Here is a 24,730-nt window from a genome sequence, read left to right as displayed (position 1 = left end):
CCCACATCCCGGCTATTCGAGAGCGTCTCTGTATCTGCTGCGCCCGCAGACGGTCCTCCGGCACGATACGGTGCAACCGGCCGAAGGGTAGTCTCTAGTCAGACCAATTGCCACTCAACACCCAGGCAGCCCGGGGGACGTCACGCCGGCCGCGGCACGGGTACCTTGGTGCACCCAACCTATGGAGACTGATGATGTCGATTCGACTTGGAGAAAACGCTCCCGATTTCACTGCGGAAACCACCGAAGGAACGATCCGTTTTCACGAATGGATCGGAGACCATTGGGCGATCCTGTTTTCGCATCCGAAGGATTTCACCCCGGTTTGCACCACGGAACTCGGCTACCTGGCGGGTCTCAAGCCAGAATTCGATAAGCGCAACACGAAAATTATCGGGCTCAGCATCGATCCCGTCAGTGACCACAAGGAGTGGGTCAAGGATATCGCGGAGACGCAGGGCCACGCGGTCAATTACCCGCTGATCGGCGACCCGGACCTGACGGTCGCGAAGCTCTACGACATGATTCATCCCGAGGCGAGCGGCGCCGGCCCACGCACCGCGGTGGACAACGCGACCGTACGCTCGGTGTTTCTCATCGGGCCAGACAAGAAGGTCAAAGCCACGCTCGTCTATCCGATGAGTGCAGGCCGCAATTTCGACGAAGTGTTGCGGCTCCTCGATGCCCTGCAACTCAACGCGAAACACACGGTGGCGACGCCGGTGAACTGGAAACCGGGCGAAGACGTGATCATTCCAACGTCCGTTTCCAACGATGCCGCGATGCAAAAATATCCGCAGGGTTTCAAAACCGTGAAGCCTTACCTGCGATACGTTGAGCAACCGAAGTAAAGCGCTCATTGATTGGAGCGACGGGCGCCGGATAATGTGAAGTCCGGCGGCCAATGCGAGTCCGGGTGCATCCACGTACCCGGCCCGCTGAACGGGGTGCGCCCAATTCGACTGCCTGCAGGACGGTTTGGCGACGTTCCATGGGCCGCGATCCTTAACCGCTCGCAAAAGCGGGCCGCGGAGTGAAATCGTGTTGATCTTCCGGCAGCTATTCGATCAGCAATCGTCGACCTACACGTATCTTCTTGCCGATAGTGCGACGCGAGAGGCCGTGCTGGTCGATCCGGTATTCGAACAGGTGCGCCGGGATACCGCCCTGATCGAAGAACTTGGATTGCATCTGCTTTACACAATCGATACCCACGTCCACGCCGATCACGTAACCGGTGCATGGATGCTGAATCGCCGCACAGGTAGCCGGATTGCGATCTCGGCTGCGAGCGGCGCCGAAGGCGCGGACCGCTATCTGAGCCACGGCGACAAGGTCGAGTTCGGCGCGAGGTACCTGGGCATACGCGCGACACCGGGCCATACCGATGGATGCATCACACTCGTACTCGACAACGAGACCATGGCGTTTACCGGCGACTGCCTGTTGATCAGAGGCACGGGCCGCACAGATTTCCAGCGCGGTGACGCGCACGCCATGTTTCGCGCGATCCACAACCACATCTTTACGCTACCCGCCGCGTGCCTGCTTTACCCGGCCCACGACTATCGCGGTTTGACGGTCACCAGTGTGGACGAAGAGCGGCGCTTCAATCCACGTCTTGGCGGTGAACTGTGTGAAGACGATTTCGCCGGATACATGACGAACCTGCGCCTGGCGCATCCGAAGCAGATCGATGTGGCCGTGCCCGCGAACCTGAAATGCGGCCTGGCCGCGAGCTACCCCGCGCAGATGGCGGAGCCCGATTGGGCGCCACTAACATGCAGCTTTGCGGGCATCTGGGAAATCAATGCCCAGTGGCTCGAGGAAAATCTGAATGCGGTCGAGATCGTCGACGTGCGCGAGCCCGACGAGTTCAACGGACCGTTGGGGCGCATCCCCGTTGCCACGCTCATTCCATTGGGTGAGCTCGCCGGGCGCGCCGCTGAACTCACGAAGGAACGCCCGATCGTGACTGTCTGCCGGGCCGGCGGACGGTCGGCACAAGCCACGATCATGCTGCGACAGGCCGGATTCGAGCAGGTTGCCAACCTTCCCGGCGGCATGCTCCGCTGGCGTGCGGAAGGCCGCGTCGTCGAAAACGACAGCATGTGACGGAATCGTCAATCGTCGGCTGATGGCTAACCATCGGCCACGCCGCGTCCGATTTGACGCTTCATGCGTGCTCCTGCTTCCATTGCCGATAACGCCGCGTCAGCCGGCGCGTGCGCAGTTGATCGATGATCAACGTCAAGACCGCGGAATACCGGGCAGGCGCCGTGCGTCCCGTGCCGAGCGAACGCAGGCGGCGTTTGACGAGTGCCATGCGCGCGAGTGCCGCGAGCGCCCGGTCGCGCCACTCGACCGGCTGAATGTGCGCCCCAAGATCGGCGCCCGCTTGCCAGCGTGCGGGCAGATCGGGCATCACGGCGAGCGCCGTGGCCATGCCGACGACGGCGACGCCACTGTTCAGCACCTGCTCGGCCACCGCGCGGCGCCGGATGCCGCCGGTGGTCATGACAGGCATCGTGGCGACACTGGCCAGATTCTTGGCGAATTCGAGGAAATAGGCTTCGCGCGCGAGGGTGCGCCCGTCGGCAGTGTCGCCCTGCATCGCGGGGCTTTCGTAGCTGCCCCCGGATAGCTCGACCAGGTCTACCGACAGGTCATTCAGCCACAGCACGACTTGCCGGGCGTCCTCTTCCGAAAAGCCACCGCGCTGAAAGTCAGCGGAGTTCAGTTTGACGGCCACGCAAAAACCCGGTGAAACCCTTGCGCGTACCGCACGCGCCACGTCCAGCAACAGACGGGCACGGTTGGCAAGATCGCCGCCCCAACGGTCGGCGCGGCGATTGGTCAACGGCGAAAGGAACTGCGAGATCAAATAGCCATGTGCGGCGTGAATTTCCACGCCTGTGAACCCCGCCTGCTCGGCAGCGTGCGCCGTCGCGGCAAAGCGGCCGATGGTCTCGCTGATCTCGTCCTCGCTCATGGCGCTCGGCTGCGCGAACAGCTTGCTGTGTTTGCCGAGCGCCATCGGGACAGCCGAAGGCGCCCACGCCGTGCCGCCCATTGCCGCCAGCACTTGCCGGCCCGGATGATTGATCTGCATCCACACCTGGGCACCACGGCTGCGGGCCGCTTGTGACCACTGCGTGAAGGGTCCGAGAGGCGTCTTGGCCTCGAGCACGATTCCGCCTGGCCCGGTCAGCGCCCGGCCGTCGATCATCACGTTGCCCGTGACGATAAAACCTGCGCCACCTTCGGCCCACGAACGGTATAGCCGATGGATCGTCTCGCCGGGCAGTTGCCCCGCGTCGGCAAGATTCTCTTCCATCGCCGCTTTGGCTAGACGGTTGGGCAGCCAACTGCCGTTGGGCAACTGCACGGGTGTGAACAGCGATGTAGTCATGGCGAAAAGAGCATCCAAAATGAGCGATGCCGCTATACTAAGATTCAAGTCAACTTGAAGGTCAAGCGTTATGAGAATCGGCGAACTCGCGGAAAAAACCGGCCTCGCACCATCTGCCATCCGCTTTTACGAGCAGAGCGGCTTGCTGCCCGAGCCGGAGCGCAGCGCCAACGGTTATCGCGTCTACTCTGACCAGGCCATTGGGCGTCTGCGCATGGTGCAGTTGGCGCAGACTCTGGGCTTTCCGCTCGACAGATTGCGTGAGGCCTTCGCTGGTGACGAGGTTTACCCGAAAGAGGATTTGCTGCACAAACTCGATACGCGGCTCGACGAGATCGAGCAACTCATGACTGCCCTGCGTACGCAGCGCAAGACGCTACGCACGCTTCGCACCACGCTCAGCGAAGCGTGGGCTGCAGGAAATTGTGTCGACGGCGTGGAGTTGGCCAATCAGCTCCTGGCACAGCAGCAGGAACCGTCGCGCCGGTCAAAAACCCGACGCGAATAAAGAAGACCGCGCGCAGCGCGATCGAAGCTTATTTGAACGGAGCCTTTTCCGGTTCGGCTGCGTACTTGTCCCGGATCGCGTTCACGCAGTGGGTGAAGCGCGTGCGGAAACCGACGGGATCGGTGCTCGGCGGTGTGAGTCCGTCCGAAGTCACGCTCCATCCGTCGGACGTACGGGTGACATCAAGATCGAAGGAAGGACCCGGCTCGTCCTCCAGAATCACCGTCTCGCGCACATCGCGGCCCCCGGCGCGGATGATCGCCATGCATCCCTGATGGAGCCGGCCCAGAGCATGCGTGTTGCCGCTGCCCGGCGCGGGGTTATCCGGCGCCGCGCCGTACATCCGCAACGATTCGAATTGGGGCGGCGTCCCGGTGGTAACGAATGCGGCGTCGGCCTCGGATATCCCGTCACTACAGCCGGTTACCAAGGTGGAAATCGCAGCCAACATGACGCCGGCGGAAGCGCGTCGGAGACTCGATATGGCGTAGCGTGGCATGGTTGGTCTTGGAATTTATAGTACGTAGCGTAAGCGTGATTTTAGGGCAAGTCGGCATTCGCCGGACCATGCAATGCTTAAGGAAACCTTAGGCAATACAAACTATTACGTGATTTTCTCATCGTTGCACAAATCGTTAGTGCGTTATGGAATCGAAAGCGTCGATTCATCCAGGCGACTCAATTCCACTGCACATTCAGTCTCCGATTACCAAATGTTTCGTAGCAACCAAAAAGGACGAGAGATGACGACGATCAGGAGATGGAAGCGTACACAAAGCGCCATTGGCGTAAGCGTTGCGTTGCTTGCTGGACTGTACTCGCTGGGCGCTGCGGCGGACGATGAACACGATCACGAGCACGAGTCGGTGAAACATGTGCTGCTGATTAGCTTCGACGGTTTGCATGAGCAGGACGTCGCACGCTGTATCGGTTCGAATGCGTGTCCCAATCTTGCGTTGCTGGCCAAGTCGGGGACCACCTACACCAACGCGCACACGCCAGGTCTTTCGGATTCGTTCCCGGGCCTCGCAGCGCTCGTCACCGGTGGCTCGCCCAAATCCGCGGGTCTGTTCTACGACGTATCGTATGACCGCACGCTCTACGCACCGTCGGATAGCACTTGCACCGGCAAGCAAGGCTGGAATGTCGTATTCGACGAGACCACGGGCATCGATGGCGAGAACGGTGGCCCACTGACAAATCTCAACGGTGGTGGCGCGTTCAATCCTCAGGCCATCCCGAATGCGTTGGTCAACGGCGTCTGCACGCCCGTCTACCCGCACAACTATGTGAAGACCAACACGATCTTCGAAGTGGTGAAAGGCAACGTGAAACACGCTCGCACCGCCTGGGCCGACAAACATGCGTGGGGCTACGACTGGCTCAATGGACCGTCCGGCGCAGGCGTCGACGATCTGTCGCGCACCGAGATCAATTCGATTGATCCGGTGACCCACACGAACTACACCGACCTCTACATGCACACGGAACAGTTCGACAATTTCCATGTGCAGTCGCTGATCAATCAAATTGACGGCATGGATTCGACGGGCAAATCCACCGCCGACGTGCCCACGTTGTTTGGAGCCAACTTCCAGACCTTGAGCGTCGCCCAGAAGGCAACGGTGGCGACGGGAGGCGGCTATCTGGATGCGAGCTTTACGCCGGGTCCGCAGGTAACCGGCGCGATTGCTTATCTGGACAACGCCTTGGGTCGCATCGTGTCCGAACTCAAGCAGCACAACCTTTATTCGTCGACGGCGATCATCGTCACTGCGAAGCATGGGCAGTCCCCGACCGATCATTCGAAGCTGGTCAAGAACGGCGACACGCTCTCGAAACTGCTTGAAGCAAACAACTATCTGGATCCGACCGGCAACTTCGGGCAGGCCAATACGACGAGCGGCAACCTGAATGACGGATCGGGACTGGTCAATACGGGTTTCGTCCAGACCGATGACGTCGGCCTGATCTGGTTGCGCGATCAAAGCCAACTGCCGGCGGTCGTGAAGACGTTGAAAGCCAACCTGAGCTGCAACGCACCCGGCATTTGTGCGGACGGCCCGCAGGCGTACATTCTGTACGGCTCGCAACTGGCCGACCGGTTTGGCGATCCGGCACGCGGACGCACGCCTGACATCATCGTCCAACCGAACCCGGGGGTCATCTATACCTCGAGTAAGGCGAAAGACGAAGAGCACGGCGGCAACGCTCCTGACGACAGCCATCTTGGTCTCGTGATCTACGTGCCTCACGCCCATCACGCTGGCCGGACCAACGACGAGCGTGTGTCGACCACGCAGGTTGCGCCGACGATCCTGCGTTTGCTCGACCTGAAACCTGAACTGCTGCACTCGGTCGCTATTGAAGGAACGCGTGCGCTGCCGGGCTTCGAGCGCGAGCACTTTTAAGCGAATGGATGCGCGTGCGCGGCTAGTGCTGCGCACGCGCCTGACCGACGCGACGCACTTCGCCTACAACGCTGTTTTTTCAATTGCTCGGGGTCGTTTCTGACGGCGTCGCCGGGGACGTAGACAGCACCTTGATCGACTCCCAACGCGGATGCAGGAGCCGCAACATAGCGAGAATCGCGCTCTTGGTATCCTCTGACACGGTTAGCAGGTCGCTTCCTGTCTGAACCGCTTTCTTGCCGTGTTGGCAATACTGATACTCCACGCGAACCGTTACTGACATGATTACGATTTCCTTCCTGTTAAGACTGATCTCTCACGAGTGATCGACGGTTGAACGCTTTCAGTCAGTCCCGGTTCGATTCGATTCGATTGACGAATCCGCAATCCAGCAAGATCTGACACAAGGCTTCGGGCGAGCAGGATGAACCCGCCACTTCGCTCATCCGTGCGAGAACATCAGAGAACGAAGCGAGAACGCGCCAACTGTCATAGTAAGCATGCAGTTGCGGCACGACCTCATTGCCCAGTTTTTCCCAGCGCACGGAAAGCATGCCGACCGTTCCGCCGCCTTCCACCCGGTAGAGACCGAAGGTAACGGCCGAGACAACGGCCATCACCCGGCAATAGGAAGCCGGGTTCACATAGAATTCACGCCGAAGACGCTCATCGTTGTTCATCGCCGTTCTCCCCCGAGTTTTTACGGTTGTAACCCGTATAACGGCGCGCAGACGTCGAAGCTTGAGTCTCGCAGGGCGTTATGGTCCGCAGCGACCCGGTTAAAGGCCGCGCTCCGATTCAGCGTGATCCCGCCAACGCCACGGCGTCAGCGCCGGCAGCAAGGCGAACCGGGCACGACGGGTCGTTCGCCGCACGCCACACCGCTTCCGCCACATCCAGCGCCCGGGTGACCGCAGTCGACTTCGCCCATTCCGCGAAAACACTTTGCGCGAGGCCGGCGTAGGCATCGGGGATAGCACCCTGCATCCGCGGCTGCGCGTTTTCACCGAAGCGCGTCTCCGGTGCCCGCCCCGGCAGTACCAGGCTCACTCGCACATTGAATGGCTGGAGTTCGAGCTGAAGAGACTCCGTGAACGCGTTCACCGCCGCCTTGCTCGCGGTGTAGACGGCAAGCAGGGAGAGCGGCCTCAACGTCGCGCTCGACGTGACGTTCACGATGACACCGGCCTTCCGTTGCCTGAACTGAGGCAGCACCGCCTGCGTCATCGCGATCGTACCGAGGGTGTTCGTCTCGAAGATCTCGCGGGCAGTTTCCATCGAAGTGCCTTCGAGGGCACCCAGCACGCCAATCCCTGCGTTGTTGACCAGGACATCGATCGGCCCGGCGGCCTCCACTGCATGACGCACGCTGTCCGGATCGGTGACGTCGAGCGCGAGCACGCGTAGACGCTCGGAGCGCGGCAGAACGTCCTCGCGCGGCGTGCGCATCGTGGCGATGACCTTCCAGTCACGATCGAGGAAGTACCGGGCAATTTCGAGGCCGAACCCGGACGAGCTTCCGGTGATCAGGACGGTTTTCATGGGGAGACTCCTGAAGGTGGTTTGCGGTACAGGAACGATACGTCGCCGCAGCCGGACTTGCTACAATCAGGAGTCCACGTTTCGTTTGCAGGAGTCCGGCATGGTCGATCCGCTTGCCGAGGTGGTCACGTTGCTCCAACCGGGCGCCCCGTTCTCGAAATTCGTCAGCGGCGCAGGCCCCTGGGGTGTTCGCCGCTCGGAGGCCGGGCGGCCCTTCTACTGTGTGATCCTTGAAGGGTCGTGCCGTCTCGCGGTCGACGGGCACGAGCCAATCACCCTCCAGGAGGGTGACTTTGTGCTGATCCCCTCAGCGTATGGCTTCTCGATGTCGAGCCTCGACCCGGCGACATCGGAAGACTTCGACACCGCGCCCGTCGCGCTGCCTCAAGGCGGGTTCAGACTCGGCGTTCAAAGCGGGCCGCCTGATGTTCGATCGCTGATTGGCTATTGCGTCTTTGGTTCGCCTGATGCGGCCTTGCTGGTTTCGCTTCTCCCGCAACTCGTGCACGTTCGCGGCGAGAAGAGGTTGGCCACCCTCGTGCAGCTCGTGGGCGAAGAATCGCGCGAGCAGCGGCCCGCGCGCGATGTCGTCCTGGCACGCCTGCTGGAAGTTCTCCTCATCGAAGCCCTCCGATCCACGGCGGGGACCGCCGCGTCGCCGGGCCTCCTGCGCGGGCTTGCCGACGAACGCCTCGCAGTCGCGATACGACGAATGCACGAAAATCCGACCCGTCCGTGGGCGGTTGCGCAGTTGGCGAAAGAGGCCTCCCTCTCCCGCTCGGCGTTCTTCGAACGATTCAACCGCGCAGTGGGGGTGGCGCCGATGGAGTATCTGCTCGGCTGGCGTATGGCCTTGGCCAAGAAGCTGCTGCGGCAGAAAGAGGGTGGCGTCGCCGAAGTTGCGGAACGCGTCGGCTACAGCTCCGCAAGCGCGTTCAGCGTGGCGTTCACCCGCTTTGTCGGATTGCCTCCAACGCGGTATGCGCGGGAGTTTCAGACACCCGCACAAACCACTTGATAGTCCGTCGACAAACGAGTGCTGCCTGCCTATGCCGTCTCTCACGGTAATGCACGTAGCGGGTGCGCCGCCGGTCATCGCAAATCATGCCTGCACCATGACATCAGCACCAAACGTTTGCGGTGTGCACGACAGCGCACACGAAGCCCATGGAATCAACCCGGCCCAATGCTTGCTTTTATGTAGCCACAACATTTCCACGCCACCGGGACCAGGCCATGTCGAATCCGCTCGAAATCGTCGAACTGACGCATCACGTCAAGAAGCTCGCGACGGGGAAAATTTCCGATATCAACGACATCAATCGCGAGACCACCTTCCTCGCACTCAACGCATTGATCGAAGCGGCACGTGCGGGCAATGCGGGCCGTGGCTTCGCGGTCGTGGCAAACCAGGTCAAGCACGTGTCCGCGCGGATCGGCGAAATCACCACGGTGCTCAATCGCGAACTCGCCGGCTCGCTGACCAAGCTGACCGATCTCGGCGACAGCATGATCGAACGGCTGCGCTCGCACGAAGGCCAGCGTTGCGCCGATCTCGCGCTGAACATGATCGACGTGATCGACCGCAATCTGTACGAACGCTCATGTGACGTGCGCTGGTGGGCCACCGACTCCGCGGTGGTCGACTGCCTCGCCCATCAGAGTGCCGAAGCGCGGGCGTATGCGTCGCGCCGTCTGTCGGTGATTCTCGATAGCTATACCGTGTACCGCGATTTATGGATCATCGACGCCGCGGGCAATGTGGTCGCGAACGGCCGGCCCGATACGTATGCGGTGCACGATCGCAATGTCGCCGACGCCAGCTGGTTTCGCGATGCAATGAAGACGCCTTCCGGCGCGGACTTTGTTGCGGGCGATATCGAGGCGCTGCCGCTTCTGAAACACGCGCACGTCGCAACCTATGCGACAGCGATCCGCGAAAACGGCGCGGTCGACGGCAAGCCGCTTGGTGCGCTGGTGATCTTTTTCGATTGGGCGCCGCAAGCGTCGGCAGTCGTTAAAGGCGTGCGGCTCACGGCGGAAGAATGGCGGCGCACGCGCTGCATGATCGTCAGCGCGTCGCACCGCGTGATTGCGAGCTCGGACGACAAAGGCGTGCTCGACGAACAGTTCCGTCTGAATACCGACGGCCGTCCAGCAGGTTTTTATCAACTGACTGACGGCCGCACCGTGTCGTTCGCCGCCACCCCAGGCTATGAAAGTTATCGCGGCCTGGGGTGGTACGGCGTGATCGTGCAGTCGCCTCCGGCTTAAGTCAGTTGCCTTGACCGCCTCGTGATCTCTTCAAACAAGGCGTCCCGAACACCGGACGCCATCAAGAGATTCACGTACGCGTAATCGACGCGCCGCCATCGACCAGCGAAGCAGTACCGGTCACGAAGGACGAGTCATCGGATGCAAGATAGAGCACCGAACGGGCGAGTTCTTCCGGCCGTGCGACACGCTTGAGCGCATGCAACCCGGTCACGAAGGCTTGCGACTCGGCGGTGTCGTTCATGTCGCGATACATCGGCGTGTCCACGGCACCAGGCAGAATGGCGTTGACGCGCACACCTTGCGGGCCATACTCGGCAGCAAGCGCTTGCGTCAGCCCAATCAAGCCGGCCTTGCTCGCAGCGTAGGCCGCGGTGCCCGGGAAAGCGAATGAGTAGCCAACGAACGTCGACGTGAAGATGACCGACCCGCCACCGTGCTTCACCATCTCGGGGATCTGGTGCTTCGCACCCAAAAAGGCGCTCGTCAGATTCGTCGCCAAAGCAGCCGACCAGCCTGCTTCCGACACACCCGAGGTCGGGCCCATTTCGCCCAGCGTGCCGGCGTTGTTATAGGCGATGTCGAGCCGGCCGAAGCGACTGACGGCGAGCGCGACCAGCGCTTTCGCGAAGTCCTCTGACTGCACGTCGCCCGCCAGAAACGCGGCCTCACCTCCTTCGCTGGCAATCTCGGCCGCGAGCGTTTCAAGTTCAGCTTCGCGGCGCGCCGCGATCACGACTTTTGCGCCTTCCGCGGCGAACAGTTTTGCGGTGGCACGGCCAATTCCCGCGCTTGCACCGGTCACGATGGCGACTTTTCCTGATAAGCGTTGCATGTTCAATCTCCTGCTGCAGTGTGTTGACCAGTGCCCAGTGCCTTGGTCCGTGAGAAGCAATATAGGCTTCAGTCACTATTGCAGGAAGGCTCAAAACATGGGTATATCATTCAGTATTTATGAATGATCGGGAAAAGACATGGACCGGCTGCGTGCTTATGAAGTCTTCGTGACCGTGGTGAGCCGCGGCAGCTTCACGCGCGCCGCCGATGCGCTCGAGACATCGCCCGCCAACGTGACCCGCTACGTGAATGAGCTGGAAGCGCACCTCGGCACACGTCTGCTGAATCGCACCTCACGCAGGCTTTCGCTGACCGAGGGCGGCGAAACCCTTTACGCCCGCTGCAAATCTATCCTCGACGACGTCGCCGAAACGGAGGGGCTTGTGTCATCGGCCTCAGTCGAACCGCGTGGCCGACTGCGCATCAATGCGCCCGTGAGCTTTGGCATTCTGCATCTGGCGCCGCTATGGCCCGAGTTCATGCGGAAATATCCCGGCGTGGAACTCGATGTCGCGCTGATTGATCGCGTCGTCGATATCGTCGAGGAAGGCTACGACCTCGCCATCCGCATCTCACGCGCCGGTTCGACCAGCCACGCAGCCCGTAAGCTGGCGACATCGAGAAATATCCTGTGTGCGTCGCCAGACTACCTGGCGCGTTGCGGATACCCTGCAGCGCCCGCCGACTTGATCGAGCATCAATGCATCGGCTACTCGTACGCCGCCACCGGCGACGAGTGGCAACTGATGGACAGTGAGCACAAGGCTCACACCGTGAAGGTCAACTGTCACATGCATACCAACAATGGCGATACGGCACGTGCGGCCGCGCTCGCCGGGCAAGGCGTGATCTGGCAACCCACCTTTCTTATCGGTAACGACCTGCGCGCCGGCAAGCTCGTTCAGGTATTGCCTGACTATCGCTTGCCTGACATCGACGTACTCGCCTTGTACCCAAGTCGTCGGCATCTGAGTGCCAAGATACGCGCGGTGGTCGATTTCCTCGTCGATGCGTTCGGCGGCGTGCCGCCGTGGGATCGGGATAGCGGAGGCTAAGCGAGTGTCACGCCGCCTCCGCTCACGATTTGCCACTGCCCGGCGCGCCTGAACCTCGATGCTACTGCCACCGGATACGCGTCGACGTGCCTGCGACGCGTATCCGGCAAGCAGTCAATCACCCACCGAACACTTCCATCATCTGCGCATTAAAGCTATTGACGAAGGCGTGCTCACCGGGTCCCGGGTTCGCGCGGAACGCCTTCGCCCCTTCGACCAGAACTTCTTCCGCGTCCGTTCCGAGGACAGCGATCGTTTCGTCGATGAAGGCGTCAAGCGGCATCGCCTGTTCGGCCTCACGGCTGTTCATGAGATCCGTGCGCACCCAGGGTGGTGCGATTTCGAGTACGCGAACGTTTGTGTCCCGCAGCATGAAGCGTTGCGAGAGGACGTACGAATGCAGCGCCGCCTTGGTCGACGAATACACTGACGTCACGGCCAACGGAACGAAAGCGAGGACCGAGCTCGTATAGGCGACAGCAGCGTCGTTCCGGGTCTTGAGATGATCGAGCAGCGCCGAGGTCATGCGGATGGGCCCGATGAGGTTGGTCGTGATGGTGGACACCAGCAGCGCGTCGTCGATGTGGCCGCCCGCCTGGTCGGGCTCCATGATCCCGGCGTTATTGATCAGCACGTTGAGGTCGGGATAGTCCGCGATCAGTTGCGCCGCTACCTTCTCGATGCTGGCCGGGTCGGCAATGTCGAGCTCGATTGCAGACATGCCGGGATTCGCTGCCACCACCTCGTCGAGATGCCCGCGCCGGCGGCCGCTGATGATGACCTTGTTGCCGCGCTTATGGAGTGCCTCGGCAAGCCCGCGGCCAATGCCCGAACCGCCGCCCGTGATGAAGATCGTGTTTCCGGTGAGTTTCATGATCGTATTCCTGATGAAGTTGATTTGCTGTAGATGAGGTTGGCGTGGTCAGGCAGGGAAGCGGTCGCCGAACATCGGCAAGCCGCTCACGGATTCGGCCCGGGTCGCTTCGTCCTGAAGCACGTCCCAGTGCTCTGCGAGCTTGCCGTTTTCAAAGCGGACGACGTCGGCTGCGATCCACGCAGCGGGCCGGCCGATCCCAGTGAAGCGCCCATGCGCGATGACGTAATCGCCCTCGGCCACGATCAGGTGGTTCTCATAGCGCGCTGTGTCGGGCAGCGTGCGAACCAGGTTGAACAGGTCCTCGCGTCCCGGCGCGATATGGGCGCTATGCTGAATGTAGCGGTCCGACCACAAGCGCTCAGCCGCCGCGTAGTCGCGCTTGTTGAACAGGGTCTCGAATGCTTCCAGCACGAGCGCCTTGTTCTGTTCAGGGGTTGTCTTCGTCATGTTGAGGTCCTCTTTCAAGAGTGAGGTGACGACGCACTCACGCGTCGCATAACCGTTGTGCCTCCTGCTGCCTGGACATACAGGTAAAGAAGGCTATACTTAAGACAATGGTGAATGACATTGTCATTGAAATGGATTGTGGGCGCCGGTTCCGGCAATGTCAATTGTGATCACCATTGTATTTTTTGATGGGTCTTATTGGGTCGCTATCGGCCAAAGGGAGGGAAAGTGGGTGTTTCCAGGCAGCAGGCGGTCGAAAACCGGCACGCAATCATGGCAGCGGCTGAGAAGCTGTTTCGCGAGCGCGGCGTCGATGCGGTCGGTCTCGCGGAGCTGATGAAAGCGGCGGGCTTTACGCAGGGCGGTTTCTACAACCACTTCAAATCAAAAGACGCGCTGGTCGCCGCGGTGATGGAGAAGGCGATGGAAGAAGGGGGAGAGGCTTATGCCGCCCTGATCGACGGCGCGAGGTCATCTGGCGCTGACCCGGTCAAGTACAACATTGAGTGGTACCTGTCTCCCGAGCATCGCGCGAATATCGAGGCGGGTTGCCCGTGGTCGGGTTTTGTAGGCGATGCCCGCCGATTCGACGACGTCGCGCGCGGCTCTTACGCAGAGGGGCTCGCGGTGAACCTCGACCGATTCGCCAAGGTCATCGAAGAGACCGAGGGGATCAGCGAAGGCGGCCGCAGCAAGGCGATCACTTTGTTCAGCCAGATGGTCGGTGCGCTGCTGCTTTCGCGTGCTGTTGCAGACGTTGATCCGGCGCTCGCCGATGAAATTCTTGACGAGGGGCGCCAGCATCTGCTCGCTGCGGTGGACACGCAGTCTGAGATTCAATCGCGGGGACGTTCGCGCCGACGGTAGCCCAATGTGTCGTTCGGCGGTGTGTATGGAGCTTTACCGAGACTCACCGCTGTTCCATGCTCGTCACGATTTTTCATGAGCGTCAGGCGGGGGAATCGTCCGCTTTTGCGGCGGCCTTTATCGCGGCGTACTCAAGCATGGCTCCGCCGATCACGTTTTCTCCCCGTTCGTTTAGGGCAGCGCCGGCCCCTTGTATATCCCGCACCTCCTTGTTCTGGCTGAGCTTGATCTTCCCGACCAAGCGGGTGATTTCGATCTCGACTCCGACGATCGCCTTGAGCATCGTATCGATGTAGTCGGCGGCGCTGTCCGTCATCTTCCACGGCTGCGGCTGGGATGCTTCATGGGTCCGCGTGAGACGGGCGACCAGCCCTCGAACATAGCGTTCGTCATCGCGGATGGTCACCCGGCCATGAGCGTGGACCACCCTGTAGTTCCATGTCGGCACCTGCTTGTGAAACTCGTGCTTGCTCGGATACCAGGTGGGCGAGATGTAGGCGTCGCCCGCGCGAAACACGACCAGTACCTCGTCCCCGTTGGCCACGTCCTGCCAGACCGGATTTGCGCGAGCCACGTGAGCATGAAGGACACCACATGCGCCTTCGCCGGCTTTCAGATCAAACGGAATGTGGTTGGCGTCCAGACCGCTTTTGCCATGCGTGAACAGCGTGCCGAACGGATTCTCTGTGATCAGCGAGTGCAGCACCTCGGTGCGCGGTTCATCAAAATGAGTGGGTACGTACATAGGGGCTCCGTGATGAGTGCAGCGATGCGCTAACCCTCATTGCAGGCAACGCCGGTGCGGCAGGCCTGCAAAGAATTGTGGCGGCAAACTGGTTTATATTGTAGAACCAGTTTGGATCATTTTCTTTGGACCAGAAAGCCATGGCTCGCAAACCGAAAGCGGTGGAAGTTCCGTCGATCGGCATGCTGGATCGCGCCGCGGGCCATTTGGGTCGTCAGCTCGCGCAGGCACTCCGCGACGCCGTTCGCCGTGGTGACCTCAAACCCGGCGAGGTGCTCCCCTCCACGCGCACGTTAGCTGCGTCGTTGCATGTTGCGCGGGGAACCGTCGTCGAGGCATTCGAGCAACTGATCGCCGAAGGCTTTCTGCAATCGCAGCCTGGCTCCGACACGCGCGTGGCGCAATCGTTGACGCTCCCCGCCGATCCCCGAGCGCGGTCCTCATCCGTTGAAACTGCCCCGCTTCCAGAACGCGCCCGTCTGTTCGCCCAGGTTGCACGTCAATTTTCCGCCGTACCGCAGGCACCTTTCGCAGTTTCGGTACCCATTGGCCCTGCCGCTCCGGACGATGTCTGGCGCCGGCTCGGCAACCGGCTACGCGCCCGCGGACCCGGCGCTCCGGCTGGGTATGGCGACCCACAAGGGGCGCTGGCGCTGCGCGAAGCGGTGGCCGACTACGTCAGGAAATCGCGCTCGGTTCGTTGCGAGGCGGACCAGGTGATCGTCACGAGCGGCACACAGCAAGGCCTTTACCTGTCATGCCAGGTGCTGCTCGATGGCGACGCGTCGGCGTGGGTGGAGGACCCAGCGTATCGGGGCATTACGGCGATTCTGGAAAGCACCGGGCGTCCGGAGCGCATGATCCGGGTGCCTGTCGACGCGGAGGGCCTCAACGTCGATGAGGGTATCAAGCTGGGCCCGCACGCGCGGGTGGCGTTCGTCACATCGTCGCACCAGTATCCGCTGGGAATGCCATTGAGCATGGCGAGACGCAACGCGCTGTTGGCGTGGGCCCGCGCGAACAACGCCTGGGTGGTCGAAGACGACTACGACAGCGAATTGCGTTATGCGGGACATCCGTTTCCGTCGCTCCAGGGGCTGGACCCTAACCGGGTGGTCTATCTCGGCACCTTTAGCAAGATCCTGTTTCCGTCATTGCGGCTCGGCTATGCCGTTGTCCCGGAGAACCTCGTGGAGGCCTTCTGCGGCGCGCGCGTGCTCATGGACCGCAATCCCCCAAACGCAGATCAGCATGTACTGGCGGCCTTCATCGCGGAAGGCCATCTGGATCGTCACATCCGGCGTATTCGTGGCGTCTATGCGGACCGCCGCGCGTGCATCATCGAGACGCTCGAGCGACTGCTGCCGAAAGAGGTCGCCTGGTTGCAGCCGAGCGATCAGGGCATGCACCTCGTGCTCTGGCTTGGAGGGGGCGTCGACGACAGGTTAGTGGCGTCGTTAGCGGCCGAAAGTGGCGTTGCAGTACGAGCGGTGTCACCCATGTATTCCGATGGAAAAGGCCCGATGGGTTTGATACTGGGTCTCGGCGGTTTCAGCGACGCCGAAATTGAAATTGCCACTCAACATCTCGCCACGAGTATTGAAGCTGCGGCCAAAGCGGCACGCCGTGCGAATCCGCAGGGCGCCGTTGCCGCTAAAGCGTAACTGAATGATCTACCAGGGAATGGTCGCGTCCGCCCGCTAGCCTTGCCGCGCTTGCCAGCCGATACCGAGACTTTTCTGCAGCGACACAAAGTCCTTGAGCAACTCGGCCTGTCCCGCGACGACACTCTGCTGCGAGGTGAATTCTTCGCGCTGCGTGTCAAGCAGATCGATCAGCGTGGCAACGCCGGCGGAATAGCGCTGCCGCATCAGCGTGGCCGAGTGGCTTGCTGAGGCCTCCACCTTTTGCAACGTGACGACATGCTCGCGCTGATGCCCATAGCGCGAGAGCGACGAGTTCGCGTCCTGCAGCGCGCCGAGCACGGCCTTCGTATAACGCGCCTCGGCTTCGTCACGCGATGCCTCGGCAGCGTGCACGCTGCCCAGTGTGCGACCAAAATCGAACGCGTTCCATTGCAGATACGGCGCGCCGATCCAACTGAAATTGTTCTTGCGCACGAGGTGACCCGGATCGCCCGCGCTGAAGCCGATATCACCGAGCAACGTCACCTTCGGGAAAAAATCCGCGATGTGTTCGCCGATCTGCGCATTGCTCGACGCAAGCCGCCGCTCCGCCGCGCGAATGTCGGGACGCTGCTGCAACATCACCGACGGATCGCCGATCGCCACCGTCGCGGGCAACGCCGGCAGCGGCCGCGTGCCCGCGAGTTGTTGGTCCAGCGCACCGGGCTCACGGCCGGTCAGCACGGCGAGGCGGTCGAGTGAATCGGTCAGTTGCGCGTCGAGCGGAATCAGCGTCGCGCGCGTGTTTTCAACCTGCGTGGTCAGGCGTTCCACATCGATGTCTGCTGCCGTGCCGCGCTCCCGGCGCTGCTGTGTGAGCGTCAACATCTTCTGTTCGGTCTGAGCCTGACGCTGCGCGAGTTCAAGCCGCGTCTGCTGGTCGCGCAGTTCGATGTAGGCCTGCGCAACTTCTGCCGCGAGCGACACCTGGGTGTCCGCGAGATCGGCATCGACGGCTTCCGCATCCGCGGACGCCGCTTCGATAGCGCGCCGCGTGCCGCCAAACAGATCGATTTCCCACGTGGCATCGAAGCCCGCCGTATAGAGCTGCAACGGGCCGCGACCCGACGACGCTGTACTGCTGCCTGACGAGCTTCCGGAGCTGAGCGAACTCAGATCAGGCGAGCGCAAGCGCAGCGCGGCAGCATCGCCAGAGATTTTCGGCAATTCGTTCGCACGTTGCTTCTGCAGTTGCGAACGCGATTCCCGTAACCGGGCCTGCGCAATATGCACGTCGGGACTATGTGCAAAGGCGGCGGCGATGAGGTCGTTCAGCTGCTGATCGTTGAATGCGAGCCACCACTGGTTCGGCGCCGGCGTCGCAGTCGTACCGGAAGCCGGCGCACGCACGAAGGTCGCGCTGCTGCGGGCGTCCTGCGCAACCGACGGTGCGCCGTGATAATCCGGGCCGACCGTGCAACCTGCCAAGGCGGACAGAAGCACGGCGGCGGCCAGTGCAATAGACGAGGGACGGTTGAACATCATGGTGTGATGAAAAGACATTAGTGTCCGGCGGAAGAAGGCGGCGGTGCATTCCGGCTGGGTGTTTTCAGCAGCAGCGCAAGCGGAATGCAGGCGATCAGCGCGATGCCGAGCAGATAGAAGGTTTCCGAATAGGTCATCACGATGGCCTGCTGCTGGATCTGCGCGCCGAGTTGCCCAAGCGCGCGCACCTGCGAGTACGCCATGTCGCCCGTATGTGCGAACCAGTTCGCTGCGTTCGCCGCCAGGCTCTCCTGGCCGATCAGCGAATTTGCACTGACCGACTCGCGGATCATCGCGGTATGAAAGGTCGTGCGCCGGTCGATCACGGTACCGATGATCGCCAGGCCGATCGACCCGCCGAGATTGCGCGCCATGTTGTAGAGACCGGCGGCGTCGCCGGAATCTTCGCGCGACACGGCCGCCATCGACGCCTGATTGAGCGGCATCATCGCGAGCATCTGTGCGGTGCCGCGTATCAGTTGCGACCAGATGAAATCGTGCCCGACGCTCTGTGCCGTCAACTCAATGTCGATCATGCAACTGATCGCGTACAACACCAACCCGGTGATCACCAGCACGCGGAAGTCGACTTTGCCAAGCAGCCGCGGCAGGATCGGCATGATCATGAAGGCGGGCAGCCCGGAAAGCAGCATGATCGCGCCGGACTGTTCGGCGTTGTAGCCCGCGACCACCCCGAGAAACTGCGGCAGCAGATACGACACGCCATAGAGCGCTGCGCCGACCGCGGACACGATCACGATCACGCTGGCGTAATTCGGGTTGCGCATCAGACTCAGGCGCACGATCGGCTTCTTCGCGGTCATTTGCGAGGCGGCGATCAGGATCATGCCGAAGACCGACACGCAGGTGAGCATCACGATCATCGACGATTCGAACCAGCGCTCGCGCTGGCCTTCTTCGAGCACCACCGTGAGCGAACTGAGGCCGATCGCGAGACCCACGATGCCGAGCCAGTCCGCCTTGAAAAACGCTTCCCAGTGCGGCCGGTCTGACGGCAGACCGACGATCAACAGGGTCATCAGCGCAAGGCAGATCGGCAGATTCATGAAGAAGCACCAGCTCCAGCTAATGTTCTCCGCGAGCCAGCCACCGACAACCGGTCCAAGCAGCGGCCCGAGCAATACGATCAAGCCGAACATGGTCATGCCGACTGGCATCTGCGATAGCGGCAGGCGCGTGCGGATGATGGTCTGCGCCGTCGGAATCAGCGCGCCACCCGTGAAGCCCTGGCCGATGCGGCCGGCGATCATCATGGGTAAGGTGTGTGACCAGCCGCACATCATCGAGAACGCAATGAAAAGTGCCGAATTCGTCAGCAGGAAATTGCGCAGGCCGAACACGCGCGTAAGCCATGCCGCCAGCGGAATCATCACGATTTCCGACATCAGATAGCCGGTCGAAATCCAGGTGCCTTCCGTACCGGTGGCGCCGATTTCGCCCTGGATCTGCGGCAGCGCGGAGTTCGTGATCGAGATGTCGAGCGTCGCCATCAGGGCACCGAGCGCGCCTGCGGCGACGGCGATCCAGTCGCCGACGCTGGCACGCTCTTCCCCACGCGGTGCGGCTGGCGCCGCGGAGGCGGGAGTTGCGGTTCCCGATTCAGCCACGATGATTCTCGCTATCGATGCGTGCGTCACGATCACGCGCTGAACGCGTGTCGACATCCACGGTCACCGACAGCCCCGGCAAGAGCACGCTGCGCGTCTCCGTGCCCGTGTCGATCCGAATCCGCACGGGCACCCGCTGCACGATCTTGGTGAAGTTGCCGGTGGCATTTTCCGGCGGCAGCAGCGCGAATTGCGAGCCCGTGCCGGGTGAGAAACTGTCGATCACGCCGTGCAGCGTATGACCGGGCAACGCGTCGACGTGCATTTCCACCGGCTGACCGATGCGCATCCCGCCCACCTGCGTTTCCTTGAAGTTCGCCAGCAAATAGGTACTTTGGACCGGCACGACCGTGAGCATCCGCGTGCCGGGTTGCACGTACTGACCCACACGCACGGTGCGATCGCCGACCTTGCCGCCGAGGACACTGCGCACCACGGTGTTGTCGAGATCGAGTTGCGATTGCTGCGCGCTGGCCTGGACGGCTTCGAGCTGCGCGCGCGCCTGCGCGAGCTGCGCGGTGGCCGAACCAATCTGCGAGCGTGCTGCCTCGACCGCCGCCGCATTCGCGGCGAGCGTGGCATTCGCCTGGTCGCGGCTACTGGTCAATTCCGCCAACCGTTCGCTGCTTTCAGCGCCAGTGGCGACGAGCGGCGCGTAGCGGCGCACTTCGTCACTCGCATGCTGCGCGCTCACGCGCGCCACCTGTTGCTGCGCCTGGGCCTGCGCAATGTTGGATTGCTGCTGTTTGATGTCGGCCTGCGCGCGTTCGATGTCGGCCTTGCGCGCATCGATCGTGGCCCGCGCCTGGTCGAGCGCGACCTGATACTGGCGGGCGTCGAGATGGACAAGCGGATCACCAGGCTTCACGACCTGGTTGTCCGCGACGTAAACTTCCGTAACGTAGCCGGCGATCTTGGGCGCCACGGTGACGCTGTCGGCCTGCAGATAGGCGTCGTCGGTGCTTTCGATGAAGCGGCCCACGGCCCACCAGCGGGCGAGCCAGACGGCGCCGACGATCAGCGCGACGACGCCGAGCGCGATCAGCACCGTGCGCCGGCTGGGACGCCTCGCGCCTGCTGCGGGCGAATCATCGGCGGGTATCGGGCGGGAGGGAGAGCCTGCGGTCGCTGACATCGTATCGGTCCAATTGTTTCCAGGTGGCACAATTATTCCAGTTGATCAAATTGTGTCAAGTGATATATTTCTTACGAATTCCCGCAATACGCGCAATGGAGAAAGAGGCATGAGCACCGCAAAGAAGCTGCGCCGCTCGCCGGAGGGCGGCTATGCACGCGGCGACGAAACGCGGCACCGGATCATCGAGGCGGCGATCGAACTGTTTGGCGAACACGGTTTCGAGGGCGCGTCGACACGCGACATCGCGGCCCGCGCCGGCGTCAACGCGCCCGCGCTGCAGTACTACTTCGAGAATAAGGAAGGGGTGTATCGCGCATGTGTCGAGATGCTCGCCGACGACGCATGGGAGACATTCGGCCCGGCCATCGAACACGCGCAGGAAGCGCTGCGTGAAAACGCCGACACCCCGGCGTTGATCGACGCCTTCATCGGTATTCAGACAGCGATCGCGCACAGCGCTTTCGTCAAGGCAAGCAAGCCCGGCCGGCGGATGTTCTTTGCGCGCGAACAGGCGGGACACGAACCTCAGAGTGCCATGCAGATTTTCGGCTGCCGGATTCGCCAGCCGCTCAACGATGTCAGCGTGGCGCTAGTGGCGCGAATTTCCGGGCGTGCAGCCGACGATCCGGTCACCTTGATCCGCACCTTCAGCCTGCATGGGCAACTGGTGATTTTTCACCTCGCGCATCCGTCCAAGCTGTCGATGCTCGGCTGGAAGAGCATCGACGCAGAGAAGGCGGCACTGCTCACGTCGACCGTCCGCGATCAGACTCGCACGCTGCTCGAGCATTGGAGCCGGGAACGTGACGAGGGGCGCACGCCCCCCGCGCAAACCACGGGTAAAGGAAAGCCGCGCAAGCAGCAGTGATCTCACGCCGGCGCACGCATCAACGCTTTCGAACCCGTTGGGCAAGATGCCATTACAATCCAGCACTTCGAACCGACAACGGTGATTTGCGCCATGAGATATCCCCTTGCATTGACACTCGCCGCGGTCATTGCAACCGCAAGCACGATCGCAACCGCCCAAACATCCGGGGGCAGCGACGCACCCAAACTGCAGTGCGCCATTGGGTATGTCACCGGCGTCGGTGGATCGGCGCAGAGCTTTCGTGAATACCTTTCAACCCCCGACCGGGACAAATATCGCTTCGTTGCTGACAACCCGATTCAATGCAAGATCTCCGACGAAGGTCGCGCGTCAGCCTGTACCGGCGTGACAAACCTTCGGAATGAAAAAGTCAGCGTGTACGACGACGTCGACAATGCGACGATAGCCGTGGTTGCGCGCGTGGAACTCGAGCACGGCACCTACCCGGTGATCATCGTCGTGCGACGGCAGGATGTGAAGTGCGAGGAGTGAGCGCTGTCTGTCGCGTCATTGATGATCGCCGGTTGGGTGCGAGCAACAACCCAGCCGGCGAAAGAACGATTACGAATCGAAAACGCCGTAGAGATCAACGGCGTTTCATCTTGATCACGCGTGAAATCTGACCAAGCGTAAATCCGGTGTTCTGCACGTATTTGGCGTAGTCGAGCGGAGCAGTGAACGATTCATCGGTGACGTACTCGCCCATGTAACGGAATCGGTCAGTTGCTGTTCGGACAAAAACTGGAAGCGGCTCGGTCTGTCGCGCGAGCGTCCGGCCGGCCGCACGTGCAGCGGCGCTGCTATCGCAGACGATCACATCCGGCGCATAGGGGTTGAGGTCCTGACGCAATCGCGCAGCGACGACCTTGCCGCCCTTCGTAGGCAAGAATGCCTGCTTGCATCCTCCCGTCACCCTGTGAATGTCTTCCCGGGAATACTCTTTTCCAATTTCAAACATGATTTTTCTCCGAAGAATGACGCCTGGCTGTGAAGCAGCGGCGTCAAGCGGAGCGATGATATCGAGCTGTATCTAAAGCCGTTGTATAAAGCGCGGGCTTCTTGATAAAGAAGGTATGTGGGTCGAGTGGAATGGCGAGACATGCGCTTAGATATGCTGAATTTACGGTACACACCCCTCGGTTTTATAAATTCGTTATACGGTTGATGACAGAATCTCGAGGTCACAGAGCGCGGGTCTACATGCTTCGGCCGGGATCACCCTCTCTGTCTCCGCAGTCTTACCGTTCGCGTTTTTTCGTAGACGGTTGCCGCAAGCGCTTGTAGGAACATGCCGAGGTGTTTTGGGGGCGAAAACCGCACGACGTGCATGGATCGGCCATACGCCAAGGATGTGTTTCTACGAGTGCTTGCGTCAGCGTTGCGCTACTCGCGGCGAAGGAATCTGCTCAGCATCAAGTTGCCTCGACGATTCAATGCGTGTGGGGCCGAATAACAGCGTCTTTCGGAGGCGTCCGATCCGCCGGCGTCTCGTCGGCGGACTCCAACGGATCGATGCTCATGTCGGTACGGTTGAGCATCGCGCGGGCCTTGTTCATATCGAGCGCCCCCTCCCATCGAGCGACGACAATCGTCGCTACCCCGTTGCCGATCAGGTTTGTGACGGCACGAGCTTCGTTGAGGAAGCGATCGACGCCTAGCAGCAGCACCAGTCCAGACACCGGGATTTTGTGCATCGAGGCCAGCGTGGCAGCCAGCGCGACGAATCCGGCTCCGGCCACACCCGCAGACCCTTTGGATGTCAGCAGCAACACACCGAGGAGCAGCAACTGATCGCCGATCGTCAAGTGGATATTCATCGCTTGCGCAACGAACATTGAGGCCATGGTCAGGTAGATCGCCGTGCCATCGGCGTTAAAGGTATAGCCCGTAGGCAGCACCATCCCGACCACGGGGCGTGAACACCCCAGCTTCTCCATTTTGATGAGCATCTGCGGGAGCACCGCTTCAGTCGAAGCGGTACCGAGAGTAATGAAGATCTCGTCCTTGATGTAGCGGAGAAACTTCCACAGCGACAGTCCGCTCATCCGCATGACAAAACCAAGCACAACCACCACGAAGAAGATCGAGGTCAGGTAGAGGCACAGCATCAGTTGGCCGAACGATGCCAGCGTGCCAATTCCGTACTTCGCGATGGTAAATGCCATGCCGCCAAAGGCACCGATGGGCGCGACATACATCACGATTCGCACGACGCCGAACATGCCCTGAAGGAACATGTCGAGCATGTCGACGAACGGCGCAGTGCGGGGACCAAGCCTGGCGAGAGAGATGGCGAGCAGAAGCGAAAAGAAGATGATGGGCAGGATATCTCCATTTGCGAACGCTCCGACAATGCTGTTCGGAACAATGCTCATGAAGAACTCAAGCATGCCGTGCTGCTGTGCCGCATGGGTGTAGCTGGAAATGGCCGAACTGTCGATATGCGCGGGGTCAATGTTCATCCCACTGCCCGGCTTGATGACGTTCACGATTACAAGGCCAACAGCAAGCGCAATCGTCGATGCAATTTCAAAGTAAACAACCGCCTTGACGCCAACGCGACCGGCCGCATGAAGGTCGTTCATGCGGGCAATGCCGACGACAACAGACGCGAAAATGATCGGCGCAAGCAGCATCCGGATCAGCTTGATGAACAGATCTCCGAGAGGTTTGAGCTGAGAACCGATGTCAGGATAGAAATGGCCGACGAGGACGCCGGCAACAATGCCAATCAGAACCTGTACGTAGAGCTTGGAAAGAGATTTTCCGATCTTTGAAACCCGCATGACTGTCTCCTATGCGTGGCATCTTTTAATGAAATTCAGCACCAGCCGCCGCAGCGGGATCTACCGCTGCGGCGAGCACGGACTGATTTCGCGTGCGTTCCTTTTGTCTATTCTTATGAACGCTACGCCGACGCTTTTGTCGGCGCGTTTTGCCGTTTGAAG

General features: G+C 61.2%; 26 protein-coding genes. 12 read left to right on the top strand and 14 right to left on the bottom strand.

Going from position 1 to position 24,730, the window contains the following annotated elements; genetic code table 11:
* The first annotated feature begins 194 nt into the window (after window positions 1–194).
* Together M0D67_RS29515 and M0D67_RS29510 are read left to right on the top strand one after the other, a co-directional pair.
* On the top strand, window positions 195–851 hold the full coding sequence (locus M0D67_RS29515; RefSeq protein WP_171928162.1) for a peroxiredoxin: 657 nt from the start codon (window positions 195–197) through the stop codon (window positions 849–851).
* Window positions 852–1,044: 193 nt separating this feature from the next.
* Window positions 1,045–2,115 (top strand): rhodanese-like domain-containing protein, encoded by a 1,071-nt coding sequence (locus M0D67_RS29510; RefSeq protein WP_154561191.1) that lies wholly within the window; start codon window positions 1,045–1,047, stop codon window positions 2,113–2,115.
* 61 nt (window positions 2,116–2,176) lie between these two features.
* Here M0D67_RS29510 and M0D67_RS29505 read toward each other — a convergent pair whose 3' ends face one another.
* Complete coding sequence (locus M0D67_RS29505; RefSeq protein WP_266240690.1) at window positions 2,177–3,412, bottom strand: NADH:flavin oxidoreductase/NADH oxidase family protein; 1,236 nt, start codon at window positions 3,410–3,412, stop codon at window positions 2,177–2,179.
* Window positions 3,413–3,482: 70 nt separating this feature from the next.
* Between M0D67_RS29505 and M0D67_RS29500 the strand changes: the two genes are divergently transcribed.
* Window positions 3,483–3,920 carry a MerR family transcriptional regulator gene (locus tag M0D67_RS29500; protein ID WP_154561100.1) on the top strand — a complete coding sequence of 146 codons (438 nt, stop codon included), beginning with the start codon at window positions 3,483–3,485 and terminating at the stop codon, window positions 3,918–3,920.
* Window positions 3,921–3,948: 28 nt separating this feature from the next.
* On the opposite strand, the gene M0D67_RS29495 is transcribed toward M0D67_RS29500, so the two are convergent.
* Window positions 3,949–4,371, bottom strand: coding sequence for a hypothetical protein (locus tag M0D67_RS29495; protein WP_154561102.1), 423 nt, complete (start codon window positions 4,369–4,371; stop codon window positions 3,949–3,951).
* Window positions 4,372–4,663: 292 nt separating this feature from the next.
* Here M0D67_RS29495 and M0D67_RS29490 point away from each other — a divergent pair, with 292 nt between their 5' ends.
* On the top strand, window positions 4,664–6,331 hold the full coding sequence (locus M0D67_RS29490) for an alkaline phosphatase family protein (RefSeq protein WP_171928160.1): 1,668 nt from the start codon (window positions 4,664–4,666) through the stop codon (window positions 6,329–6,331).
* Between the two features lie 79 nt (window positions 6,332–6,410).
* Here the strand turns inward: M0D67_RS29490 and M0D67_RS29485 are convergent, their stop codons facing one another.
* From M0D67_RS29485 to M0D67_RS29475, 3 genes are all read right to left on the bottom strand, one after another.
* On the bottom strand, window positions 6,411–6,614 hold the full coding sequence (locus tag M0D67_RS29485) for a hypothetical protein (protein WP_266240689.1): 204 nt from the start codon (window positions 6,612–6,614) through the stop codon (window positions 6,411–6,413).
* A 64-nt stretch (window positions 6,615–6,678) separates the two neighbouring features.
* On the bottom strand, window positions 6,679–7,011 hold the full coding sequence (locus M0D67_RS29480) for a hypothetical protein (RefSeq protein ID WP_233464891.1): 333 nt from the start codon (window positions 7,009–7,011) through the stop codon (window positions 6,679–6,681).
* Window positions 7,012–7,129: 118 nt separating this feature from the next.
* Complete coding sequence (locus tag M0D67_RS29475) at window positions 7,130–7,873, bottom strand: SDR family oxidoreductase (protein ID WP_171928159.1); 744 nt, start codon at window positions 7,871–7,873, stop codon at window positions 7,130–7,132.
* 100 nt (window positions 7,874–7,973) lie between these two features.
* On the opposite strand from M0D67_RS29475, the gene M0D67_RS29470 reads away from it, so the two are divergent.
* Both M0D67_RS29470 and M0D67_RS29465 read left to right on the top strand, forming a co-directional pair.
* On the top strand, window positions 7,974–8,891 hold the full coding sequence (locus M0D67_RS29470) for an AraC family transcriptional regulator (protein ID WP_154561110.1): 918 nt from the start codon (window positions 7,974–7,976) through the stop codon (window positions 8,889–8,891).
* A gap of 218 nt (window positions 8,892–9,109) precedes the next feature.
* On the top strand, window positions 9,110–10,147 hold the full coding sequence (locus M0D67_RS29465) for a methyl-accepting chemotaxis protein (protein WP_301717647.1): 1,038 nt from the start codon (window positions 9,110–9,112) through the stop codon (window positions 10,145–10,147).
* A gap of 70 nt (window positions 10,148–10,217) precedes the next feature.
* Here the strand turns inward: M0D67_RS29465 and M0D67_RS29460 are convergent, their stop codons facing one another.
* Window positions 10,218–10,982: an SDR family oxidoreductase gene (locus tag M0D67_RS29460; RefSeq protein WP_154561114.1), complete on the bottom strand. Its 765-nt coding sequence runs from the start codon at window positions 10,980–10,982 to the stop codon at window positions 10,218–10,220.
* A gap of 139 nt (window positions 10,983–11,121) precedes the next feature.
* Between M0D67_RS29460 and M0D67_RS29455 the strand changes: the two genes are divergently transcribed.
* Complete coding sequence (locus M0D67_RS29455; RefSeq protein WP_266240688.1) at window positions 11,122–12,039, top strand: LysR family transcriptional regulator; 918 nt, start codon at window positions 11,122–11,124, stop codon at window positions 12,037–12,039.
* A 118-nt stretch (window positions 12,040–12,157) separates the two neighbouring features.
* Here the strand turns inward: M0D67_RS29455 and M0D67_RS29450 are convergent, their stop codons facing one another.
* Both M0D67_RS29450 and M0D67_RS29445 read right to left on the bottom strand, forming a co-directional pair.
* On the bottom strand, window positions 12,158–12,913 hold the full coding sequence (locus M0D67_RS29450; protein WP_266240687.1) for an SDR family oxidoreductase: 756 nt from the start codon (window positions 12,911–12,913) through the stop codon (window positions 12,158–12,160).
* A gap of 48 nt (window positions 12,914–12,961) precedes the next feature.
* Complete coding sequence (locus tag M0D67_RS29445; protein WP_266240686.1) at window positions 12,962–13,363, bottom strand: nuclear transport factor 2 family protein; 402 nt, start codon at window positions 13,361–13,363, stop codon at window positions 12,962–12,964.
* Between the two features lie 228 nt (window positions 13,364–13,591).
* Between M0D67_RS29445 and M0D67_RS29440 the strand changes: the two genes are divergently transcribed.
* Window positions 13,592–14,230, top strand: coding sequence for a TetR/AcrR family transcriptional regulator (locus M0D67_RS29440; protein WP_266240685.1), 639 nt, complete (start codon window positions 13,592–13,594; stop codon window positions 14,228–14,230).
* Window positions 14,231–14,312: 82 nt separating this feature from the next.
* Here the strand turns inward: M0D67_RS29440 and M0D67_RS29435 are convergent, their stop codons facing one another.
* Window positions 14,313–14,975 (bottom strand): FMN-binding negative transcriptional regulator, encoded by a 663-nt coding sequence (locus M0D67_RS29435; protein ID WP_171928154.1) that lies wholly within the window; start codon window positions 14,973–14,975, stop codon window positions 14,313–14,315.
* Window positions 14,976–15,115: 140 nt separating this feature from the next.
* On the opposite strand from M0D67_RS29435, the gene M0D67_RS29430 reads away from it, so the two are divergent.
* On the top strand, window positions 15,116–16,639 hold the full coding sequence (locus tag M0D67_RS29430) for a PLP-dependent aminotransferase family protein (protein WP_266240684.1): 1,524 nt from the start codon (window positions 15,116–15,118) through the stop codon (window positions 16,637–16,639).
* A gap of 36 nt (window positions 16,640–16,675) precedes the next feature.
* Here M0D67_RS29430 and M0D67_RS29425 read toward each other — a convergent pair whose 3' ends face one another.
* Genes M0D67_RS29425 through M0D67_RS29415 form a run of 3 tightly spaced genes read right to left on the bottom strand, consistent with a single transcriptional unit; the run spans window position 16,676 to window position 20,908 of the window.
* The gene (locus tag M0D67_RS29425) at window positions 16,676–18,145 is read right to left on the bottom strand and encodes an efflux transporter outer membrane subunit (protein ID WP_266240698.1); all 1,470 of its coding nucleotides are present in this window, start codon (window positions 18,143–18,145) and stop codon (window positions 16,676–16,678) included.
* A 17-nt stretch (window positions 18,146–18,162) separates the two neighbouring features.
* Window positions 18,163–19,830, bottom strand: a complete 1,668-nt coding sequence (locus M0D67_RS29420) for an MDR family MFS transporter (protein ID WP_216674343.1) — start codon at window positions 19,828–19,830, stop codon at window positions 18,163–18,165.
* Window positions 19,766–20,908: an HlyD family secretion protein gene (locus tag M0D67_RS29415; protein ID WP_233468985.1), complete on the bottom strand. Its 1,143-nt coding sequence runs from the start codon at window positions 20,906–20,908 to the stop codon at window positions 19,766–19,768. Before M0D67_RS29415 ends, M0D67_RS29420 begins: the two co-directional genes overlap by 65 nt.
* A gap of 109 nt (window positions 20,909–21,017) precedes the next feature.
* Here M0D67_RS29415 and M0D67_RS29410 point away from each other — a divergent pair, with 109 nt between their 5' ends.
* Both M0D67_RS29410 and M0D67_RS29405 read left to right on the top strand, forming a co-directional pair.
* Window positions 21,018–21,779 (top strand): CerR family C-terminal domain-containing protein, encoded by a 762-nt coding sequence (locus M0D67_RS29410; protein WP_266240683.1) that lies wholly within the window; start codon window positions 21,018–21,020, stop codon window positions 21,777–21,779.
* 93 nt (window positions 21,780–21,872) lie between these two features.
* Window positions 21,873–22,274: a hypothetical protein gene (locus M0D67_RS29405; RefSeq protein WP_266240682.1), complete on the top strand. Its 402-nt coding sequence runs from the start codon at window positions 21,873–21,875 to the stop codon at window positions 22,272–22,274.
* A 94-nt stretch (window positions 22,275–22,368) separates the two neighbouring features.
* Here the strand turns inward: M0D67_RS29405 and M0D67_RS29400 are convergent, their stop codons facing one another.
* On the bottom strand, window positions 22,369–22,740 hold the full coding sequence (locus M0D67_RS29400) for a hypothetical protein (RefSeq protein ID WP_054033757.1): 372 nt from the start codon (window positions 22,738–22,740) through the stop codon (window positions 22,369–22,371).
* A gap of 472 nt (window positions 22,741–23,212) precedes the next feature.
* On the bottom strand, window positions 23,213–24,568 hold the full coding sequence (dctA, locus tag M0D67_RS29395; protein ID WP_266240681.1) for a C4-dicarboxylate transporter DctA: 1,356 nt from the start codon (window positions 24,566–24,568) through the stop codon (window positions 23,213–23,215).
* Here dctA and M0D67_RS29390 point away from each other — a divergent pair.
* Window positions 24,567–24,728, top strand: a complete 162-nt coding sequence (locus M0D67_RS29390) for a hypothetical protein (RefSeq protein ID WP_154561138.1) — start codon at window positions 24,567–24,569, stop codon at window positions 24,726–24,728. The genes dctA and M0D67_RS29390 overlap by 2 nt on opposite strands.
* Window positions 24,729–24,730: the final 2 nt, after the last annotated feature.

Source organism: Paraburkholderia sp. SECH4 (assembly GCF_030511745.1).
Classification (GTDB): domain Bacteria; phylum Pseudomonadota; class Gammaproteobacteria; order Burkholderiales; family Burkholderiaceae; genus Paraburkholderia; species Paraburkholderia madseniana.
Note: the sequence above shows the minus strand (reverse complement) of the source record. Positions and strands in the feature narration are given on the sequence as shown.

Excerpts from the sequence above, each read along its gene's own strand:
- M0D67_RS29415 (WP_233468985.1), bottom strand. The coding sequence starts at position 20,908 with ATGTCAGCGACCGCAGGCTCTCCCTCCCGCCCGATACCCGCCGATGAT.
- M0D67_RS29480 (WP_233464891.1), bottom strand. The coding sequence starts at position 7,011 with ATGAACAACGATGAGCGTCTTCGGCGTGAATTCTATGTGAACCCGGCT.
- M0D67_RS29420 (WP_216674343.1), bottom strand. The coding sequence starts at position 19,830 with ATGTCGACACGCGTTCAGCGCGTGATCGTGACGCACGCATCGATAGCG.
- M0D67_RS29505 (WP_266240690.1), bottom strand. The coding sequence starts at position 3,412 with ATGACTACATCGCTGTTCACACCCGTGCAGTTGCCCAACGGCAGTTGG.
- M0D67_RS29390 (WP_154561138.1), top strand. The coding sequence starts at position 24,567 with ATGACTGTCTCCTATGCGTGGCATCTTTTAATGAAATTCAGCACCAGC.
- M0D67_RS29470 (WP_154561110.1), top strand. The coding sequence starts at position 7,974 with ATGGTCGATCCGCTTGCCGAGGTGGTCACGTTGCTCCAACCGGGCGCC.
- M0D67_RS29435 (WP_171928154.1), bottom strand. The coding sequence starts at position 14,975 with ATGTACGTACCCACTCATTTTGATGAACCGCGCACCGAGGTGCTGCAC.
- M0D67_RS29460 (WP_154561114.1), bottom strand. The coding sequence starts at position 10,982 with ATGCAACGCTTATCAGGAAAAGTCGCCATCGTGACCGGTGCAAGCGCG.
- M0D67_RS29515 (WP_171928162.1), top strand. The coding sequence starts at position 195 with ATGTCGATTCGACTTGGAGAAAACGCTCCCGATTTCACTGCGGAAACC.
- M0D67_RS29500 (WP_154561100.1), top strand. The coding sequence starts at position 3,483 with ATGAGAATCGGCGAACTCGCGGAAAAAACCGGCCTCGCACCATCTGCC.
- M0D67_RS29455 (WP_266240688.1), top strand. The coding sequence starts at position 11,122 with ATGGACCGGCTGCGTGCTTATGAAGTCTTCGTGACCGTGGTGAGCCGC.
- M0D67_RS29445 (WP_266240686.1), bottom strand. The coding sequence starts at position 13,363 with ATGACGAAGACAACCCCTGAACAGAACAAGGCGCTCGTGCTGGAAGCA.
- M0D67_RS29425 (WP_266240698.1), bottom strand. The coding sequence starts at position 18,145 with ATGATGTTCAACCGTCCCTCGTCTATTGCACTGGCCGCCGCCGTGCTT.
- M0D67_RS29450 (WP_266240687.1), bottom strand. The coding sequence starts at position 12,913 with ATGAAACTCACCGGAAACACGATCTTCATCACGGGCGGCGGTTCGGGC.
- M0D67_RS29475 (WP_171928159.1), bottom strand. The coding sequence starts at position 7,873 with ATGAAAACCGTCCTGATCACCGGAAGCTCGTCCGGGTTCGGCCTCGAA.
- M0D67_RS29430 (WP_266240684.1), top strand. The coding sequence starts at position 15,116 with ATGGCTCGCAAACCGAAAGCGGTGGAAGTTCCGTCGATCGGCATGCTG.
- M0D67_RS29405 (WP_266240682.1), top strand. The coding sequence starts at position 21,873 with ATGAGATATCCCCTTGCATTGACACTCGCCGCGGTCATTGCAACCGCA.
- M0D67_RS29400 (WP_054033757.1), bottom strand. The coding sequence starts at position 22,740 with ATGTTTGAAATTGGAAAAGAGTATTCCCGGGAAGACATTCACAGGGTG.
- M0D67_RS29485 (WP_266240689.1), bottom strand. The coding sequence starts at position 6,614 with ATGTCAGTAACGGTTCGCGTGGAGTATCAGTATTGCCAACACGGCAAG.
- dctA (WP_266240681.1), bottom strand. The coding sequence starts at position 24,568 with ATGCGGGTTTCAAAGATCGGAAAATCTCTTTCCAAGCTCTACGTACAG.
- M0D67_RS29410 (WP_266240683.1), top strand. The coding sequence starts at position 21,018 with ATGAGCACCGCAAAGAAGCTGCGCCGCTCGCCGGAGGGCGGCTATGCA.
- M0D67_RS29465 (WP_301717647.1), top strand. The coding sequence starts at position 9,110 with ATGTCGAATCCGCTCGAAATCGTCGAACTGACGCATCACGTCAAGAAG.
- M0D67_RS29490 (WP_171928160.1), top strand. The coding sequence starts at position 4,664 with ATGACGACGATCAGGAGATGGAAGCGTACACAAAGCGCCATTGGCGTA.
- M0D67_RS29495 (WP_154561102.1), bottom strand. The coding sequence starts at position 4,371 with ATGTTGGCTGCGATTTCCACCTTGGTAACCGGCTGTAGTGACGGGATA.